The organism is Bacillus sp. 2175, from assembly GCF_057812155.1.
Map to the genome: position 1 here is coordinate 70973 of NZ_JBSZSU010000006.1, position 20434 is coordinate 91406.

At 30.1% G+C, this 20434-nt stretch carries 18 protein-coding genes; 5 read left to right on the forward strand and 13 right to left on the reverse strand.

What is annotated here, in order from left to right; translation table 11 throughout:
* Positions 1-62: 62 nt before the first annotated feature.
* From ACXKY9_RS28165 to mobQ, 12 genes are all read right to left on the reverse strand, one after another.
* Entirely contained in the window at positions 63-1034 is a 972-nt protein-coding gene (locus tag ACXKY9_RS28165) for a hypothetical protein (RefSeq protein ID WP_000600039.1), read from the reverse strand.
* 12 nt (positions 1035-1046) lie between these two features.
* A complete protein-coding gene (locus ACXKY9_RS28170; protein ID WP_000109011.1) occupies positions 1047-2492 on the reverse strand; it encodes an ATPase, T2SS/T4P/T4SS family in 1446 nt (481 codons plus the stop codon).
* Between the two features lie 22 nt (positions 2493-2514).
* A complete protein-coding gene (locus ACXKY9_RS28175; RefSeq protein ID WP_000765660.1) occupies positions 2515-3651 on the reverse strand; it encodes a P-loop NTPase family protein in 1137 nt (378 codons plus the stop codon).
* A 21-nt stretch (positions 3652-3672) separates the two neighbouring features.
* Entirely contained in the window at positions 3673-4422 is a 750-nt protein-coding gene (locus ACXKY9_RS28180; protein ID WP_000769510.1) for an SAF domain-containing protein, read from the reverse strand.
* 15 nt (positions 4423-4437) lie between these two features.
* Positions 4438-5727: a hypothetical protein gene (locus ACXKY9_RS28185; RefSeq protein WP_002134102.1), complete on the reverse strand. Its 1290-nt coding sequence runs from the start codon at positions 5725-5727 to the stop codon at positions 4438-4440.
* Positions 5728-5994: 267 nt separating this feature from the next.
* On the reverse strand, positions 5995-7869 hold the full coding sequence (locus ACXKY9_RS28190; RefSeq protein ID WP_001178926.1) for an ArdC family protein: 1875 nt from the start codon (positions 7867-7869) through the stop codon (positions 5995-5997).
* Between the two features lie 5 nt (positions 7870-7874).
* Positions 7875-8063 (reverse strand): hypothetical protein, encoded by a 189-nt coding sequence (locus tag ACXKY9_RS28195; protein ID WP_000890312.1) that lies wholly within the window; start codon positions 8061-8063, stop codon positions 7875-7877.
* A gap of 11 nt (positions 8064-8074) precedes the next feature.
* On the reverse strand, positions 8075-10228 hold the full coding sequence (locus tag ACXKY9_RS28200; protein ID WP_000542404.1) for a type IA DNA topoisomerase: 2154 nt from the start codon (positions 10226-10228) through the stop codon (positions 8075-8077).
* Between the two features lie 79 nt (positions 10229-10307).
* Entirely contained in the window at positions 10308-10733 is a 426-nt protein-coding gene (locus tag ACXKY9_RS28205; protein ID WP_000877081.1) for a hypothetical protein, read from the reverse strand.
* A 49-nt stretch (positions 10734-10782) separates the two neighbouring features.
* A complete protein-coding gene (locus ACXKY9_RS28210; protein ID WP_000438633.1) occupies positions 10783-10905 on the reverse strand; it encodes a hypothetical protein in 123 nt (40 codons plus the stop codon).
* A 101-nt stretch (positions 10906-11006) separates the two neighbouring features.
* Positions 11007-13268 carry a VirD4-like conjugal transfer protein, CD1115 family gene (locus ACXKY9_RS28215; protein ID WP_000676587.1) on the reverse strand — a complete coding sequence of 754 codons (2262 nt, stop codon included), beginning with the start codon at positions 13266-13268 and terminating at the stop codon, positions 11007-11009.
* A 10-nt stretch (positions 13269-13278) separates the two neighbouring features.
* Complete coding sequence (gene mobQ / locus ACXKY9_RS28220; RefSeq protein WP_013555058.1) at positions 13279-15375, reverse strand: MobQ family relaxase; 2097 nt, start codon at positions 15373-15375, stop codon at positions 13279-13281.
* A 161-nt stretch (positions 15376-15536) separates the two neighbouring features.
* On the opposite strand from mobQ, the gene ACXKY9_RS28225 reads away from it, so the two are divergent.
* Together ACXKY9_RS28225 and ACXKY9_RS28230 are read left to right on the forward strand one after the other, a co-directional pair.
* Positions 15537-15776, forward strand: coding sequence for a hypothetical protein (locus ACXKY9_RS28225; protein ID WP_000240013.1), 240 nt, complete (start codon positions 15537-15539; stop codon positions 15774-15776).
* Complete coding sequence (locus ACXKY9_RS28230; protein ID WP_000448102.1) at positions 15766-16029, forward strand: hypothetical protein; 264 nt, start codon at positions 15766-15768, stop codon at positions 16027-16029. The genes ACXKY9_RS28225 and ACXKY9_RS28230 overlap by 11 nt, the downstream gene beginning before the upstream one ends.
* A 91-nt stretch (positions 16030-16120) precedes the next feature.
* On the opposite strand, the gene ACXKY9_RS28235 is transcribed toward ACXKY9_RS28230, so the two are convergent.
* A complete protein-coding gene (locus ACXKY9_RS28235) occupies positions 16121-17353 on the reverse strand; it encodes a hypothetical protein (protein ID WP_002134101.1) in 1233 nt (410 codons plus the stop codon).
* Positions 17354-17486: 133 nt separating this feature from the next.
* Between ACXKY9_RS28235 and ACXKY9_RS28240 the strand changes: the two genes are divergently transcribed.
* From ACXKY9_RS28240 to ACXKY9_RS28250, 3 genes are all read left to right on the forward strand, one after another.
* Positions 17487-17846, forward strand: a complete 360-nt coding sequence (locus ACXKY9_RS28240) for a hypothetical protein (protein ID WP_000812484.1) — start codon at positions 17487-17489, stop codon at positions 17844-17846.
* Positions 17847-18439: 593 nt separating this feature from the next.
* The gene (locus tag ACXKY9_RS28245) at positions 18440-19642 is read left to right on the forward strand and encodes a ParM/StbA family protein (RefSeq protein ID WP_000063563.1); all 1203 of its coding nucleotides are present in this window, start codon (positions 18440-18442) and stop codon (positions 19640-19642) included.
* A gap of 7 nt (positions 19643-19649) precedes the next feature.
* A complete protein-coding gene (locus tag ACXKY9_RS28250; RefSeq protein ID WP_000085281.1) occupies positions 19650-20051 on the forward strand; it encodes a hypothetical protein in 402 nt (133 codons plus the stop codon).
* Positions 20052-20434 lie beyond the last annotated feature (383 nt).

Sequence of the window (20434 nt, forward strand, 5' to 3'; positions counted from 1 at the left end):
TAAAATTAGAATTATACAATTTAGGTATTCAAGAATACTTTAAGGCTGTAATAGTTCCTATTTTAGATATCGGCTCTCGGTTTACTCATAACAATGGCTGTAAGGACTGAAAAGATTGACATTACTAAACTAATCGTAAATAGTATTATTGGTGTTTTCTGTTGGAAAACATACCAAAAATCTACTACTCCTGAGATCCTATACGCTAAAAAGATCATTAAAGGAAATAAGACCATTGGTGAATATCCTAAAATTACTGTTTCTAATTTTCTTGTTTTATCAGTTTGGATATCTTGTTTCCTTTTCTTTATATCAGCATTTAAATCCATTAAAGACATAGTGATATCACCACGATCTATATGTGCTTTCTTTAATAATTTTGCGAAACGTTTCGCAAATGTTGAATTTATTGAATATGAAAATACATTTACTGCCCTTTCAAATTCTAAATTCCCTCTATCCTTTTGAAGTGATGATAATAGTTTCATATAGATATGCTTTAATTCTTTATTTTTTGTTTCTTTTACAGCATTTAGCATTGTATAATATATATCTTTTGAGGTACTTTGATAATTTTGGAATAAAACATGATATTCGATTAAGAATGCATACTGTGTTTTTAATCGTAACATTGTTAATCTATATCTAATTGCAACATACGGTAAGATTCCAAAAGTAATACCAATACCTAAAGCAAACACTAGATCATGAATCAAAAAGTATAAAACTGAAACAGTTATTACGAAAACAAGCATTGATGCAAACAAGAAATTAAACACATTTATTTTTTTACTATTTTTAGAGATACTCGAAAGTAGTAATTCTAGATGTTTAACAAATGGGTGTACTCCGTCATTCCTTTTTGCTGTTTGATGTACTTCTTCCCATCTTTTAATTTCTCGTCTATTTTTCCATCTTCTAAAGTTCTTTTCTAACTCACCTTGTAAGAAGGGAGCACCTAATAAAGCCCATAAACCATAAAAGAATAGGGAGTATCCAAGAATCTTAGAAATTGCTTCAATAAACAAAATCATGCTTATTCACTCCTAAAATATAATCTCTTCTTTTATAGTTGTAGTTATTGGTGAACGTTCACTTCTTTCTTGTAATAATTGGATAAATCTTTCAGCCTTTTTCCGATCTACAGATTTCATTTTCTTTATCAGTGCTTCGGAAACTTCTGAATTGTATTCCCATCTTTCATCCAGTTCATTATATTTCATTAAATAGTTGATCCAAGCTTTATCGCCTTTATAGTCGTAACAAATTTCATAAATACTCATTAATCTCTTTTCATTTTTTGGTTCATCATTTTTCATAATAATGCCAAGATCTAAGTTTTTTGCTACTCGTCTAATTTCATTTTCTAGCTTTCTATTTGCGTATGCATCAACAATATGTTGTGCTAATTGTTCAGGCGTTCTAGACGGATCAGTAATATGATAGGTCATCATCATTCCAGTTGTCCCTCTTTCTGCCCCCTTCATAGCACCATCGGCTTCAATTCCACGTACCTCTTGGAAGATTATGTAATCATGATCTGTTCTTAAAGCCGAATAAATTACATCTTCAATATTTCCATTAATGGTATACATGTCATATACGAGTCGATCAGGAAAATCTTTTTTTAGAAAACTTTCCGGACTTGTTTCAATACAAATTGCAATCTTTTCAGGACTCCTACTAGCAAATATTGTTTTTAACATAGTAGATTTTCCTGATTCAACATGTCCAGCTATAATCATATTAAGATACAGCTGTGATATGATTTCCATTAGTTCTACATCTTCAGAAGAAATTGTTTTTCTTCTCGCTTGTTCCTCAAAAGAGAAGTTTTTAATTATAAATCTTCGAAAAACAATTACAGGGAATAAATTTGCTGGTGGACGAATAATGTTAACCCTTGTTCCATCCTTCATTTCGATTTCAGCCCTTGGATTTTCATGATTAATTTTCAATCCTTTATGGCCTACTTCCAATGCACGAAAAATCTCATAGATATGTTCCTCGTCTCGTAATTCTTCTTCTTGCTTTACAAATTTACCATTTATTTTGAACCATATTTCTTTACCGATGATAGATGCTGATACTGATTCAGGATACTTTTTCCACTTATAAAACGCTCCGAATCCATAAATTTCATGGAATAGCGCTTGAGCAAGCGAATCAAAGAAGTCAGGATACTTTACATCTAGTAGATTCTGTTCCCTAAGACACTTTTCAATTTCTTTTGTTAAAATCTTTTCGGCTTCATGATCACCTAAAATTGCATTATGCTCTATTTCTTGCCTTTTTATCTTTTCATCGGAACTAATACCTCTGTCTTCATATATATTTTCTATACTTTTTTTGACGATTTCTAGTACCTCTGAGAATTCATGCGTTTGTTTTACACTTTTGGCTTTTTCCACAGTGTAATTAATAACGTCTGCCACTCCACGTTCCTGTAAATGGGAGTTTATATCAAATAATTTCGGTGTTACTGTTGACATTTATTTTACCTCCTTCCTTTTTTTACAGGATGCCAAAAAATTTCCTTCTTCTTGGCAATTGAAGTTCATCATTAAAAATTAAATCAACACTGGATGCGATTGACTTAGCAACAGCATTAATTGACTGTTTGTATCCGATATCTTCATAATCATAAAGTACAGTTCGTTCAATCTCAGAAAGCATACCATTTTCACTTTTTTCTATTGTTGTTAATAATGGAATATCAATATCTTTATGGATATCTTTTGTAGTAGGCAAATGCGATAAGTCTTCGAACTGATTAATAATCATTAACAGATCCTCTTTTTCATAACCAAGTGGATATAAAATATCACGATGAAATTGATTAAATTTTCTTATTGCCTTTGTTTGTTGGTTCATAATTAAAAATCGTAAATTACTCTCATTTAATGCTTGAACCATATTTGCATTATCAAAATGCGATCCAGCATCAACTAAGACTACATCAAATGTCTGTTTAGAGTGTTCAATTAAATAGTTAATTTCTTCTTTAGTAAATAATCTTTCCATTTTAGTATCACGATTACCACCTAATATATATAGGTTGGGATTAACCATATGGAATTGTGACAGAAATTCCTGTTCAGAACTAATGGTTTTAGATGCTAACTTACTTTTAACCTGATCCATATAATTTCCTTTAAAATTTAGTTGATCAGTCCCACTATCCCATGCATTCAGTAATAAAACTCCTACTTTTGCATTTGTATATTGGCTTAACGCTTTTCCTACGCTTAAACAGGTTGAAGTAGTACCTATGTTAGAAACTGAAGAGAAGAAAGTTATGATATTAGTTTTCTGTACCATTGCTAGATTAAGATTTTGATCAATAAAATCAACAATTTGTTCTACTACTAATCTAGGTGGAATTAAATAAATATCCTTACTATTACAAATTGCTTTTACTGTACTTTCAAGTTGAGGTTTGTATTGATTCTCTAACATGTAAAATACCTTTTTATTTTCAAACTCTATAGTAGATAATTCACTATAAGGTAATACACGATCTGAAATTAATAAATATCCATCTTTACTAGACTTTTCAACATCATTAATCTGTTGTACCGAAGTAAAAACTTTTCGTTCTTTAATTTTATTAATTAGCGCTTCATCGGAAGACATTACAAATAATTTCATATTTGCATAACCCCTTTCTTGTTATCTCCCAAACTTATAGACAACATAAATTTTGTATCCTTGACTTGTATAATCTTTTAATTTATTCAACATTTTTTGATCAGCTATAACTTCAATATTAGATACTGAGCCTGTAGCATTCTGCTGATCTTCTTGTGTTTCCGTTACCTCTTTATTTCCGTTATCTTTTACTGAAGCTACTCGAACATTCTGTAAAATCGGTTTGGCTAACCTCATAACTTCTACATCTGAGTCTTCATCAGTTTTTAATGGCTCTTTATCATTTTTCCCTTCATTTCCCTTAGAATCTTGAACAAGGGAACGAATTACAGCTTGATCTTTATCAGGCACAAGATAAAAGTCTGCAATGTATGTTTTTCGTAATGATCCCGGAACCGCAAACAACCAACTATCAGGAATCGGAGCAATAAATTCTCCCTTTTCCTCATTTGGAATTAGATTATATGTATCCACTAATTTGGAATAAATTTGAGTTCCTTTTTTAATATCAATTGAAGCATGTTTATTTAAAAGAAGTTGTACATCTTCAGGTTTTAACGCATCATGTACAGCTATATCTTTTCTTACAGAAACTACTTTTATGTCATCTTTAGTAATTTCCGATTTGAATTTGATATCTTGCTTTGCAACAATTACATCAGTTGTATTAATTTTGTCTTTAAAAACTAGTTCATAAGATCCCACTGTACCAATTCCTAATACCATCATTGAAACAGGTAATAGTACCTTTAATTTCCTTTTCAACTTCATTTCTTCTTCCCCTTCTTAAAATATTTTAGGTATGAATCTAGACCTTTTCTTCACACCATTATTAGGTAATTCATAAAATTGACGAGGTAATATTTGTACTAGAACGGGTTTTAGCACTTTTTCGATTTTCATTTTATATTGCTCATTATCATATAAGAATTCAGATTTCCACGTTAACTCTATTAAATCCTCATAAGGAATTGTCGGAAAAAGAACTAACGGTTTCTTATCTCCAAGAGATTCAAGCCATGTAGTAGTATCAATCTTTTTTGTATATTTCATATTTATAAATTGATAAGTTACTCCCTCTGTTTCCTCAATCTCATTTAGGAAATCAATAGCCCTTTTTTCTTCCCTTTGTACCTCAGCATCAATTCCACCGTTCTTAATGGTTGATAGCCAATCTATTTTGATTGGATCAGGCTCTATGCAAATATAAATATGATCAGCATGGTGTAATAAACTTTGTACTGTTGGATCATTCAAACGATTCGAAACATCTACAATAGTAATTGTCGAGTTAATCGAATAAACAAATTTCAGCATTTCTTCGTATCCAAATGACTCTATAGGCTCTAAACGTGAATCTATTACATACCAATCCACACCATGTTCATTCCATACAGCTCCATGCTTTTTAAATGATCTATTCATAAGAAGTTCTCTTGCTACATCTACATATTCCTGTTCCTTTTCTTGTTCTTTAACAGGAATAGCCAAGTAATCAAAGGTGTAAGGTTTTAGAACTGGATACTCAACATAAGATACTTTTAATCCTCGTCCAGCTATTGCTTTAGCTAAATTATGTGCAAATGTTGTAGAACCAGCCCCAGACCACATAGAGCCTACTACAATTAGTTGATTAGGAATAGATGTATAAGATGTTTTAAATACTTCTTTTTCTACAACCTTTTCTTGATAAATTATCTTTTCCTTTTTTTCAACAGGTGGTTTAGTAGCTATTACACTTGCATTCACTTCTTTGATTTGTAAAGGATCTTCTTCACTGGGTTGTAGGGAAAAGAAGTTTAATATTTGTTCAATAACTAGTTCAAAATCGGATTCAAAAACAGTAAATTCAATGTCATTTCTGTTTAAAAAATCACATATAGATTTTGAATCAATCACTTTTGAATCTACAACAATATAATCTACCTTCCAAAATTCAACTACATCCTCTACATCAGTTACCGTCTGTACATTCTTTTGATATATTTCAACCTCCTTTCCATATTCATGATTCTCTAAAATTGCGACTAATCTCTCAAAAGCAAAATTGGACTTCATCGAGATCGCTAATTTCATAATTCCACCTACTCTTTTGTGTATTTTATTCACAAAATTTATAACAAAAGTCCTTTCTAAAAAAAGGACTATGTTTATTTAATCAACGTTCTTTCATCACAAGAAAATTGTACCATCTTGTGTTTAATTAAACAACAATTTTTGTGTATTTTTTAAACAAAAATGTTTAAATATCCGAATTAGAGCATATTTTAATATTAGAAAAGCTTACTATTACGATAGTAAGCCTTTCCATTAATCTTATGATAATTCTCATAAACTACTTTATTATCTCTCTAATTCTAGCTCTTCCTCTTTTTCTTTTTCCTTCGGCTTATCTTCCAGCCCTTTTAAAGAATTGAATTCATTTTGAGCTTGTTTTTCGCTAGAGTAAAATTCTGTAACTCTTTCAACGCCATTATATTTGTCTAACTTCCCTACATACCAACCGTCCTTAGAATTTATTACTTTTAAATCCTCGCTTTTTTCTTTTTCGGCAACATAAACATTATTAGTAATTTCTTCTCTTAATCCATTATTTCTTGGTAGATTTTTAGTTTTATTAAATGCATAATCAACTAATTCATCCATAGTTTGAATTTCTTTATTTTTTAATAATGTCCAGCCTATTACATTCCCACTATTTTCTGAAAGGAGTATTTCTTTTTGGCTACCATAGGATAAATATTGTCCTACATGAAAATTGGTATCTATTTTAATATCATTTAGCCTTTTATCTATATCATTTCTAATATCTTGAACTTTTTCTTCAAGATTTTCATTTAATTGTTCTTTCATGTATTGCTTTAAAACGGTTTCTTTGTGTAAAGATTGAGAGATTGCTATTCTCAACAATTGATTTTGTGCATCTTTTCTATTTGTATATTCCTTAGATACAATGTCTGTTCCACCCATACTTGCAACAGCATACTTACCCTCAGATATCTTGTGTACTTCCAGCAAGGATTCAACATGCTTAAATTGAGATGCTTCTACTAGTTTATTATTAGTAATTTCTTTATTTAATAAATGGTAATCTCCTTGTTTATGAACTTCAGATAATGGAATAATCATATTTTTATTGGTTCTCAAATAGAATTTATCATTTTTAGGTGAATGCTCTAATCTAGCTGATAGAATAATATTGTTTTGTTTGTTAAGTAATTCAAATTGATTAGTATTTAGGTTTTCTTTATTACTTAGTTTTAATCCTAAATCTTTTTCAAAGAACTCTACAGCTTCATAATATTGTTTATCGTTATTTTGATAGAAATCTAGAATTTTGTCTTTTTGTAGTTCATCAAGAGTAGAAATTATATCTCTTGAAACCTCCTGAATCTCACGAATTGCATTTTTAGCTAAGTTTAGATCTTTCGCCCATGTAGCTATATATCCTAAAGAAAAATCATCCCTTTCTAGTCCATAATTACTAGAAACTACATAAGCAACACTTTCCGCTTGCGCTTCCTTATGTCCTCTCGGAAGGTCTTTCATTTCACTTTCTTTATGATGTAACTTCGCATGTGCATATTCATGTAGTAAAGTAGCAAATTTGTCATTTGTATTTTTATTTTCGTTTGTACTTATTACAATTTCATTTGTGTTCCTGTTATAATATCCCCCAACTCCTTGATCAGTAACACTCTCCTTAATATCATATGGCGTTGTTTCCTTCACATGTTTAAAGAAATCTTTATATAAATTATCCATTGATTGGTTATCTGACAAACTATTTTTAATAAAATCACGCACTTTAGGAATTTCTTTACCTACAGTTTGGGAAACATCAAACACGCTTACCATTTTATAACCAACGGTTCTTTCTACAGTTTCAGTTTGAACTTTACCATTCTTATCTAGCATAGGTTCTTTTGTCACAGGATCTACTTTTTCAACTTTTATTTTTTGCTTTTGTGGAGCAAGGATACGGATACTTTTCTCATATTGTTTCGGACTTCTCCCAATCTTCTTCCAATCATTAAAGCCTTGCACCATAGTAGCATGTGGCTTTTGAGCAATAATTAATATTGTATTATTAGTTGAATAACCTTTAAATTGCGACATTACTTTTAGTAAATGCTGAAAACGATCATTTTTAAAAATTTCTTCAAGGCCTTTTTCTAATTTTTTATTGGTATCTTCAACTGTTATAAAGTTTTGCATCCTTCTCACACTCTTTTCACATATACTGGTTTAAAGAATTCTTTATCAAATTTATTAATGCTTACATAACCATCAAGCACATAATCATTAATATCCTCATTCAAATGAATTATTTCTTCATAATCAAAATGTTGTTCCCCTTGTTTCTCATAAATTGATTTATCTGTCCCTAAAATCTCATGTTTTTCTAACATCTTTAGTCCTCCTATTTACATTGAAATTCAAATAAAACTTTCCCATCATTAAAAACAAGTACACTAGCAAATTCTTTTTTGCCTTTAAAACCTTTTATCTTACTAGTTTTCCCTTTTTCACATAAGGATTTTATCTGTGTCTTTGTAAGTTTCTTTCCTGATTTCTCTTTAGGAAATGTTTGCTTACAACCTTCTTTATAATTGGTACAACCATAAAATTTTTCTTTTTCTACAATGTGTCCCTTTTTACAAGTAGGACAAAGGGCTAAATAATCCTGAGAAGCTATTTGTTCTACCTGTTCCGACATATCCATTTCCTCTAGTTGTTCTTTCGTGGTTGTAACTAAATGTTGTACAAACCGTTCTGTATTGGCAATAAAGTTTTCTTTTGTGCCTTCATTTTTTCCTATTCTCTTTAAATATTTTTCCCAACCCGCTGTTAATTTTGGATTAGCTAACATTGTCCCTTCCACTAAATCACATAAAATCGCTCCTTTTTTAGTAACATACGTCCGGTTATTTTTAATTTCTATATACTCTTGTTTTTTTAAATTTTCAATGATATTACCCCTTGTACTTTCTTGACCTAATCCTTCTGTCTCTTTCAAAGCATTTTTTTCTTCTTGATCTAATTTGTCTAACACTTTACTTCCACCACAGGTTTTCATGAGTATAATAAGCTCACCTTCAGTGTATCTTTTAGGAACTTTTGTCTTCCCTTCTTTTGTTTTCAAAACAACCGCACAATTATCACCACGATTAAGTTTGGGTAAACTTCCTCTTTCATCCTCTTCTTTACTATCTTCATGATCTGTAGTGAATAAGACTTTCCATCCCTTACTCACTTCCACCTTCCCTACTTTTTCAAACTTTAAATTTTGAAGGTTCAAATCAATTTTCGTTTCCTCATAAATATAAGGATGATGGAACATTCCTAGTACGCTATGAACAATTTCAAAATAGATATTTTTTTGCTTGTCCGTTAATTGACTTATTTGTTTTTCTGTTGGGATTTTTTCAGTCAGTACAATAGCATAATGCTCCTGTACTTTTTTATTATTTACATATCTAGAATTGGGTTCTAATGAATATGGTTCAAAATCTACACCAGCAATTTTTTGATATTCTTTTAAATGTTCTTTCAAATACTCAAACTCGTTTTCTGTAATATATGGCGTATCTGTTCTTGGATACGTAACTAGGGTTAACGGTTTATCATACAACGATTGAACCGTTTCTAAAACTTCCTTAGGGCTATATTTGTATTTTTTATTTATTAGAGCCTGTAAGCTCGATAAAGAATGTAATTTCGGTGAAGATACCTTTTTCACTTCCGTTTTCACTTCTTCTACAATCGCTGTATTTTTCGAATGCAAAGATATGTTATGCTCTTTTAGTTTTTCTTTTAACAGGTACTCAGAATCAAATTTTTCTTTGTATTTGGCACAAAAACTTTGATTATCTTTTTCAAAACACCCCTCTATTTCATAGAAAGAAGTCGGTTTAAAATTGGTAATTTCCTTTTCACGCTCATAAATTAAATTTAACGTTGGTGTTTGAACCCTTCCAACTGTAAACGTGCCTTTAATCCCTTTTTTTTGAAGCAATCCACTATATAAACGTGTGCCATTTAGTCCGACTAACCAATCTGAAACTTGTCTCGCCTGCGCTTCATGGTAATAGCTCACAAATTGATTAGCATCTTTTAAATTTTCGAATCCTTTTCTAACTTCTTTTTCAACTAAACTATTAATCCATAATCTTCTTAAAGGCTTCTCTCCGCCTCCTGCCAAGCGAATTATACTATAAGCAATGTTTTCCCCTTCTCGATCCGAATCGGTCGCTATAACCACATCTGAAGCGTCTTTCATTAGTTTTTTAATAGTATTGAACTGTTCTACCTTATTATTTGATACCTTAAACTTAAATTCTGAAGGAATAATTGGAAGATCTTTTAAATTCCAATATTTTAATTTTTCATCGTAATCTACAGGATCATAAAGTGTTACTAAATGACCGATAGCCCACGTTAAAATTGCTGAATTCGGAAACAAAGGACAAGCTGGAATTTCTATATATCCTTTCTTTCTTTTGGTATTCATGAATACTTCCTCGTAGGCTTCAGCCTGATTTTGCTTCTCCGCTAAGATTAAAGTATATCCCATTTATAATTCATTCTCCTTTATCCTAAATTCTATATGATATAAGTCTTGTTAGACTGTTCATAACATCAAAATCCAAAATTTAAAGCTTACTTTCAATTTTATAAGACGAGTATGCACAATTTTGCAAACTATTATCCATCTCAAATAAATGTCCGTATTTTTCGATAATCGAGAAGAATTCTTTTTTACTGATAGGTTGAGGTTCTACAAATACTTCTCCCACATCTTTTGTATAATCAACAACTTCATAATTGTCGCCAATGGCATCATGAGGGTAGAAACTAAACTCTTTTGTTTTAGGATCATACGCTACCCTCAACAATTCAGATAAATACTTTTCTTCCCCATCAACTAAAATCATATGTTCAGGGCAAGAGATATCCCCATCAAATACCTTCCCAAAACGAATCCATATTGAAACAGATGAAATAATCTCTCCTGTTTCTTCCAAAATAATTCTGTCTTTTGCTAACAAGACTTTATCGTACTCTAATTGATATTTCATTTTCATCTTCCTTTCTTATTTGAACATTTTTTCAAAGCATCAGTTTTGTTTATAATTTTACATAAACAACAAAACCAATAATTAGCCAAAATGGAATAACTAAAATCAATGCATTTATACAACCTTCAATAAAAGCAAATGGTTTCTCTTCAATCTTTATAACTTGTTCCACTACTATTTCCCCCTCATAAAATCATCTTTCCCCTCACTTCATACCCCTATTAAAATAATTAAGGCAATTAGGGTATTTAAGATATTTTTAAAAGCTATTTCTTATTGGACTAAAAAGTTTAACTCTTCATCAATATCTTTTTCAATGTCTTTTATGTCCTGTGAAAGTAACTTTTCAATATCATCAATATTGTTAGCCAATTCAACGTTCTTGGCTATTTCAGTTTTATTGTCCTCCATACTTTGCATACCCTGTTTAATTTTTATAACGGATTCGATGCTTTCACTTGAAAAATCAGCATTTTCCATAATTGTTTCAAGTTCTACACTATAATCTACATATTCCCGTTCTTCTTCAAAAAGTGTCATATTAATAGACTCAATCTTTTCTCTCGGTAGATATTCGTTTAATGTAAATTTACCATCCAAGTAATCTCTAGCCAATTTTTCTATCGACTGAGGTGTATTTATATCATCATTCAAATTATCAGCTTCATTTTCCTCATGAATATTCAACTCAACTTCTTCTTTTTTATCCATTTGCGGTTCAGGTTCTTGAACGATCTTCTCTTTTTGTAAATTAACTTTCACATCTTTTTCTAACTCATTATCAGTTAGTTCCTCAACTTTCTTATCATTATGATTAAATAGCGAACGATATCTTTCTCTATATTCATCATAATTTTTCAAGAAATCTTTATAGATAACAAATTGCCATGCCTTTTTCAATTTCAAAGGGTAATATCCAGAAATAAACACATAACAATCTTGCTTATCTATGTTTATTAATTCTCCTTCAGTAATTAAAGGTCGTTTTACATATTGCTCTTGTACTGACTTAGAACTTGAAGACTTCCCACTAAACATCCCTGACGGACTACTTAATGATTCGGATGTCATACGAACTGTAGTCTCACCAGCTAAATTAGAGTAATATTTTGCTGTCTCAGGATCTTTGGTTCTTAGGAATAGCGTAAAGTCATGGTTATTAATAATAGTTCGTGCTACTTCCTTTCCATATAAATTTTCTAATTGTGCATTATCTTGAATAATTGTAATCATACTCATGCCTAACCCACGACAAGTAGATAAAACCCTACCATACTTCTCTATCTTTCCAATATTCGCAAATTCATCTAACAAAAAGATGGATGGAATAGGTAGTTTAGAATCATTACGATCAGCAATATCATAAAATACAGTTATCAATTGATCGAAAAAAGTTGCTGTTAATGGCGTGAACGGATTTTCATCCATACGAATTTTTATATACAATATACTTTTCTCTTTTTGAAATTCCCTAAAATTAAAATCACTATGCGTAGTCATTCTTGCAACTTTTTGTAGTGAAAATATACCTGTTTGTTGCGCAAAAGAAGACAATATACTTGTCCTTGTTTTACCTTCAGCAATGCTGGCATCTTTCAACAAATTGTATGCTGGGTGATCTTCTCCAATTGCGTCACACAATTCTCTCAAATAATTTTCATCATCTGATACACGATAAAATTCCCTCTTAACATCTTTTGGTAAATTCGCATTAGGATTTTCACTCTTACAATAGATAATTAATCCAGCTAGTAAATCTTTGGCCGTATTAAAGAAATAATCCTCTTTATCATCTTTCTTAGAGTTTTTTGATATTGTTTTAGCTAATTGTAATGCCTCTTGATCGTCTTTCACGTAATCCAGCGGATTATACGCATTAGACTCAAAATTTATAAAATCAATTTGATATACTTTATAACCTTGATCTTCTTTTATTTTATGAGTTAAATTATACAACTCACCTTTAGGATCTGTACAAATAATGGTTCTCTCTCTATTGTTTATTAAATTATTTATCGCAAAAGCTTGACCTTTCCCTGATCCTGAAGATCCCACGACATTTACATTTTGATTATCTACCGTAGTTTCATCATGAACAATGATTAACTTCTTTGTTTTAATATCTCTACCTAGAATTATCCCATTTTCAGCCTTTAAAGTTTTAAAAGGGTCTTTTTCGGAGTATTTACTGTCTTTAGCAATTGCTCCTCCTTTAAGTAACTCTAGAATTGTTCCCCATCTTGAAGTACCATGAACCCCGAAATCACTAGCATCCTCATATTCCTTATTTTTCAATCCCATTTTAGAAATCACAAAGCCCATTGATATAACTAATACTACAAGATATAAAATTTGCATTTGCTTATCAGTTGTTTTCATGAACTGAATTGTGCCCTCATAATCCTTTAAATTATCCTGAAGATTATTGTGTTCCTTCAGCACTCTAAGTAATCCAGCATAGAAATATCCAAGTATACCGCCTATAGTTAAACCACATAAAATTTGAACAAATTTATTTCTTCCTTTTCCTTTCATCTTCACTCTCCTATAATTCATGACCTCCAAGATAATTTTTTCTAGCTTTTTTCTTCATTTTTCGTTTTCTTTCTAAATCATTATCTTTGGTTTCTTGACTTTGAGCCATTTGAATTAGAGTGTTAAATAATTGCCCTGAATCACTTGCGACATTATTATTCGTTTGTTCTTCAAATTCATGTTTTCCTCTTGGCTCAAATCCTTTTCTATCTGAAGGTCTGTAATGATTTTGTTCATAAGACTTATCATTATATTTCTTTTGCTTTAGTAGTAATAAATCTTCAGATAATATACCTGTACTTTCTCCTGTTAAATGTAGAAGTAGTAATTGGCTTTGAACCTTTGGAGGGATTACCTTAATTGTTACATCATCAATATTTGGATAGTAAATTTTCATCATATTAAATAGTTTTTCTTTTAAGGCTTCTTTTCTACTTTCCTTATCAGCAATTTGTTCACTAATTGCTGTAAATTTAATTGATGAATCATATACTTTTTCCGCATTAAAATTATCAAATGTGTGTTTATAATCCTTCTGAATTTTAGTCTTAGTTCTTTCTAAAATTAGCAAGTCCTTATTTACACTATCCCATTCATTCAATACATCTTTTAAATTATGATGTTCATCATTCAAATAAGGATTATCCCTATTAAAATCAGGAAGCGATTCATGGATTATAGTATTCTCTCTAAATTGTTGCGTGTATGAAAACTTAATATCATAAAGATCCACATTAGATCCATCGAATTCTTGTGCATACTCAGGATATAAAAACTTAAATTCCTCTTTAGTAAATTCCTTTTGAAGTTCATAGGCTCTTAAAGATTCATCATATATCGTTTCAAAATAAGAAATTGTTCGATTTAATTCATCTTTTTTACTATCTAACTCATTAGTTCTTTCCAATAATAAATCTTCAAATTTATTTGGAATGAATCCATAAGCTAGAACACTTTTAGGATTCTTTTCAAAGGATAATTTGGCTTTTGATAAAACCTTTTCTTCAGCATCAATTTGTAGTTTTTTATAATCAATTTTTTTCTTCCAATTATCTAATTTTTTTAGATTCTCTTTTGCACTCTGATAATCAAGGAAACCACCGACACGTCCAGCTACTTTTTTAAGTACTTCCCAATCAAACTCTGATAAATCCATTGATCTACGAATCTGATTAAATTCATTTAACTTTTCATTCTCAAATTTTTGACGATAATCAGATAACGAAACTACTTTTTGTTCAATAATTTCTATCTTTTTATTGGCAACTTCAATCTCTTTATTTATCTGAGCATAATGTGAAGATGGCTGATATTCTTTACCTTCTTTTTTTGAAATTTCCTTTTGCCTTTCCTCAAATTGATATTCTTCTCTTGTAAGTCTCAATCGAGGGATTTTATTTAGGCCTTGCTTTTCATAACTTTCATGAGAAATCCGTTCAGGAATATTCATTTTTTTATACCATTCATTCACTTTTTCAGCATAAGATTCACGCCATTTTAACAATGTTTCTTTATCATTCCAATTAACAGAATGTATCCATTTTCCATCTTCATTTTTTATTCTTTTTTTCCCCCAACTCCCATCTTCGTTGAAAGGTCTAACTGTCAACATAATGTGCGCATGTGGATTATGTTCACGATCTCTATGTATAGATATATCAGCTACCATTCCATCACTTACTAACATCCCATTAACATATTCTTTTAGCATTTCTTTTTGTTGTTCATTAGTAAGTTCAACAGGTAGTGCAACTAAAAGTTCTCGTGATAATCTACTATTCCAGTTCCTCTCAACCTTTTCAACTTCATTCCATAACTTTTCACGATCATAAGCCCATTTTGGAGCATGTTTAGGAGCAAGAATAAAAGAATCGGGTTTTACTTCTCTACCTCTATAAGACTTAAATTCCATATCTCTCTCAGAATATAACTTCTCACCACTACGATATGAAGCCGAAGCAACAGCGGATTGACTAGACTTATTAATATTCCTCACATTGAAATAAAACAGACTCATTTTGATTCTTCCTCCTTTCATTTCCCCCGTAGGGCTATTGTCGCCAGACAACGTTTGAATCATAACTTTGGAAAAGTTTTGATTACCCATGAAACAGTTAGGAAACTGACTGTGTAAATGGGCACTCGTTTCTCTTCGTGATCATTATACCACTTCGTTTTTCCCCCAACAAGTTTCATAGTGGTCTTATATTTAGATTTCTCTTTTATTCTCTATTTCTTTTCTATATAATTCAAATAGGAGGTGTAATCATGGTAAAGTTACGTACAGACGAGAAACTAAATGATATTGAAGAACAAATAAAAAAACTCCAACAAAAAAAGAAAAACCTAGAAAAACAAAAGAATACAAACGTTGGAAAACACTTATTTGAGTCTTGGGAAATAGAAGACGAACAAACAGCAATCACTTTGATCAATATACTTAAAGAACAAGCAAAAGAAAAATTAAGAAATATTTCACTAAACGGTGAAGGTTCTAATGGAAACTAAGGATGATCAATTAAAGAAAATTGATCAGAAAATTAAAGATTTAAAAAAGTTACATCATGATACAAAAAAATCTATTGAGAGAAAAAAATCACAAAACCTCAGAAAAGAGAGAGCTAGACGTTTAATTGAGACAGGCGCTTTAGCTGAAAAATATTTTGAAATTACCAATCTTGATATTTCTGAGCGTGAAGATCTTTTCAAAATCTTTTCTAGTTTCATAAAAGCTAATAAACCGAATCATTTTAAAAAATAAAGACACCTCTTTTTAAAAGAGGTGTCTTTATCAATACCACAAAGTATTCATGAATACTTTGTGGTATTAAAGAAAAATATTTCTAATTTTATCAGAGTTCTAATTCATTTTCTTCTTCTCTTTCTTTCTCATTTTCTTTATTATTTTCTTCTTTTGATTCATATGGTTTTTCATATTTTTTTCCCCAATTCGTTTCACCTGTTTCCGCAAATTCTAGGAATTTATTGTCCATATTCTTGGTACTTGCGTTCATGTGACGGAATTGCGGATTTTCTTCTTCTAATTCATTCTGATTTTTACTTCCTTTGCTCAATGTATAAACTTCTTTGATACCTTCTAAATTTTTCATGTTATTTTTTTCATGGTCTTTAAAAGATTCAGGGATAAGTCTATATTTATCTTGATTAAATAAAGTTTTGATTCCTCCATCAATTTCTTTTCCATTTGAGTCTTTTAGACTAAATACTTTTTTATCATTGTCATACTCACTATTAGATAAATCAATTTTTAATTTTTCTTTTTTATTTGTTTCCACATTAAAAACAACAATATTCATTTCTTTATCTTTTTCAGGATTCCATCCTAAAGCAACCATTTTAGGTAGCATTTCTTTTTGTGAAGCCTGAATTTTTTTATCGAATGAATTGTATTTTTCAAATTCACTCCAATATTCATTTTCTTTCTTCTCTAAATATACATATGGGCTTCCATGTTTCTGATAAAACTGAGAATCTTCTTTGTAGATCTTTAACATTTCATCTGAAATTGAATTTTGTTTCTTCTCTTCTTTTACCTCTTCAATTTCATCAACTTTAATATCTTTTCCTTTTCGCTTTAAATCTTCCATTTCTTTCTGTTGTTCTATTAGATCTTTCTCAATTTTATTTACTGATTCTAATGTTTTATTTGTTTTTTCATGATTCATATTCATTTCTTTTCTTAATTTTTGTATTTCCTCAATAACTTCGTTATTAGTTTCTTTAAATTCTTCAGATTGCATTTTTATATTCTCATCTAAATATTTTAAAATTACTTGTTTTGCTATTTCAGGATTTTTTTCTAAATACTCATATACTTTTTTTGTTTTACCATTCAATTCTTCTTTATTAATACTTTCCAATGCTTTTTTATCAATATCTTTTTCTTTTTCTTTTCCTTCTTTATCTTTATCTTTATCTTTATCGTTATCTTTCTCTTCTTTCCCTTCCGGATCACGTTTTATTTTTGATAACTCTCTTTTCTTAAAAATCGCTTTCCATATTCTACTCATTAGTTCATACATTGCTTCACTAAAATCATCTCTTGTTTGTTCAGCATTATTCATAGCTTATTTCCTCCTTTTTCTATACAATTATCAATTAATTTGATATACATTTATAGTATAATAAAAAAAAATTAAAAACATATAAAAGCAAAATAAATTTAATATAATATTTTTAAAAGGTGGCTGAATTTTTTTGAAACAAAATTTAGATATTCCATTGCAAAGAACCGACAAAAATAAAATTATGGAAATTAAAAAATCATCCAAAAGAAGTTATCTTGAACAACTACAAGGAATTTTTAATTACTATGAAAAAATTTCTGTAGAATTATTTGCCGATAAAGTTATAAATAATTACGATCAACTTAATGATTTAAAGAAAGATTTAGTTACAATAACAATTAAAAATGAATTATTCACACAAGAAGAGTATTTTAGAAAGATTCACAAAGCAATTCTTACTAAATTACCTCAACTAGAGTTTAAAGAAATGCTAATAATCATGATTGCTCAATACATGAAAGATAAAGAAGATCCAGCTTCACTATTTTAAAAACACCATTTTAAATAGGCTGATAAGCCTATTACACTTCTTTTAAACCCTCGTGAAAAAAGAGAAGCATCTACATATAGTAGATACTTCTCTTTTTTCACGCCTTTTAAAGGCTCTCACAAGACAATTACTCCATTTAAATACTTACCCCTTACCAAAATATCCAACTCACGCCCACGCCTCTTTTAACCCCTTAAAACAAAAATACAATTCTCCCTTAGATAAATGTGCTCCAAGTCAAAAAAGACAACACCTCAAAAACAAAACAAATTCTTTTTGAATTCATTAATGGAATCTTTATTACAAAAAATAAATAAACCTAAAATGAACTTTATATAAATCCATAATAAATTCTAAATAAATTTATTATGAGTTTCTTTTTGATTCTCTTTCTGAATAAAATAATTGAAATTCAAAAGTATATCTAAAAAGAATTCATTTTAAATCTTTTTTACACCTTATTTCTAAAAAGGTCTACCGCCCACAAAAAGAATTCAAAATGAATTCAAAAAAGAGTTGTTTTATATTTTATTTTGTTGTATAATTAACTCAAGGATGATTTAAACAACCAAATAAACTATGAGGTGAATAACATGTCAAATGCTAATGAAACACAAGAATTAGAAACACGAACTAAGAATTACGAAATGGATTCCTCTTTCGATATTGGAAATGCAAGCATCAAAGCTAAGATCAATGGAGAAAAATTAAAACAACCTTCTGTAATTCAATATTTATTAGAGCAACCGCCTGTTACTGAAACAAACTTAACAAAACTTGTCGCTAATTTAGATGATGATTTAACAGTACATATAACTAGTAATGGCATTAAGCGTAATGGCTTATATAACATTGGAAAAAGTGCAACTCTAACTTCTGATTCAAACGTTGAAAATATGAATATAAGATTAGGGAAAAAACACAAACATACAATCCCTGTTGCTATGACATTGGGTATGATGGCTTGTGAAGCTGTCAAAAACGCATTTACAGAAGACGGAGTTCTCCCTTCTACAATTAATATCAAATCTAATTTAAGTTCAGCAATTCCTATGAGTGAATATACAGTTGATAAAGCTGAGTTTTTAGAGAGACGATTCGCTGAAAATACACATGTAGTTGTAGTTTACGTAGGTAAGCTTACTGTTACTGTTTTTATTACATTCGAAAGTGTAAAAGTGACTAAAGAAGGTGTACCATCACTTTATGCTTTAATTGAAGCGGATTCCGATATTCTCAATAAATACAATGAACAATACCAAGAAAACGCCAAACCTAAAGATTTTGTAAACAAAAAAATCTTGCACGCTGATATTGGTGACGGTACAACAGAATATGTTTACACACAAGGCTTAAATCCTATTCCAAAAAACTGTACAGGTGAACGTCGTGGGGTTGGACATGCTACTGAAGATGCTATCAAGCTATTAAAAGAAGATACAAACGGACGTGTTCTTTTAAATCGCCAACAATACATGAATATCCTAAATGATCCTACTCACCGTTTGTATCAAGATGCATCTAGATTTTTAGAAAACAGCAAATACATTCAAGCTAAAAAAATACTAGAAGATATTGAAGAAAAGTACACAGAAAAAATAGCCGGTGATGCCGATTTCATTTGTGTATACGGTGGTGGAAGTATAGAATTTGAAGCTTTACTTTATGAAGATTTACTAGAGTTTTGTGAAGAGGTAAATTGTAAGTTATTATGGATTCCAAAAGAATATGCTGTTGATATGAACATGGAAGGGCTATCCATATTAAACAAAAAAATCTTTTTTAAAAAGGGGTGAATAAACAGTGTCAAGAGCCAACGTTAGTTGGAAGATAAAAGATATTAAAGATGAAGAAGCAAGAAACAAAATAAATAAGTGGTGTGATCAGCAAGAGAAAATACAAGTTTCATTAACGAGCTTAGTACTTCATATGATAGACCGTTTCGGCTATAAAAATATTACCGATCACGATATTCAAAAATTACTACATCAAGAGTTTCCTCTCACAAGTATTACAAAAGAGGTAAGCATTTCTGAACCTATAGAAAAAATAGAGGAAACACCTGATAATATATCTAAGCAAACAAATAATATAACTACTTCCCCTAAAACCATTGAGGAAGCAAAAAAGAACCCTGTCCCTAAAGAGGTACAGAGTTCTAGTGAAGATGATTTATATGCTCAGGTTGATAAGAACGCTTTTTAAAAGCGTTCTTATCAACCACCAATACCCTTTTAGGCTTTTTTCACCACTATCAGTAAAAAAACAATCCCATATTTCAACAAAATATGATATACTCGTTAGCAAAGATATGATTTCTAATTTGTATCTTTGCTATTTTTTGTAAAAAAACAACATATAAAGATGTAAAAAATATAAAAAAATATAAAAAAAGAAGGAGCACCGACAACCGCCAAGTAATCGAACTCCTCTCTAATTCCTATTATTATTAATTTAATTATAATCTTCTACATTTTGTTTGTCAATGTTATATTGGCTTATATAAAGATGCAATAAGATTGTAATTTTCCCCAATTAGAGAGTTCGATGTTAAAAGTGCCCTTCTATGTAAATAGGAGGTTTTTTAT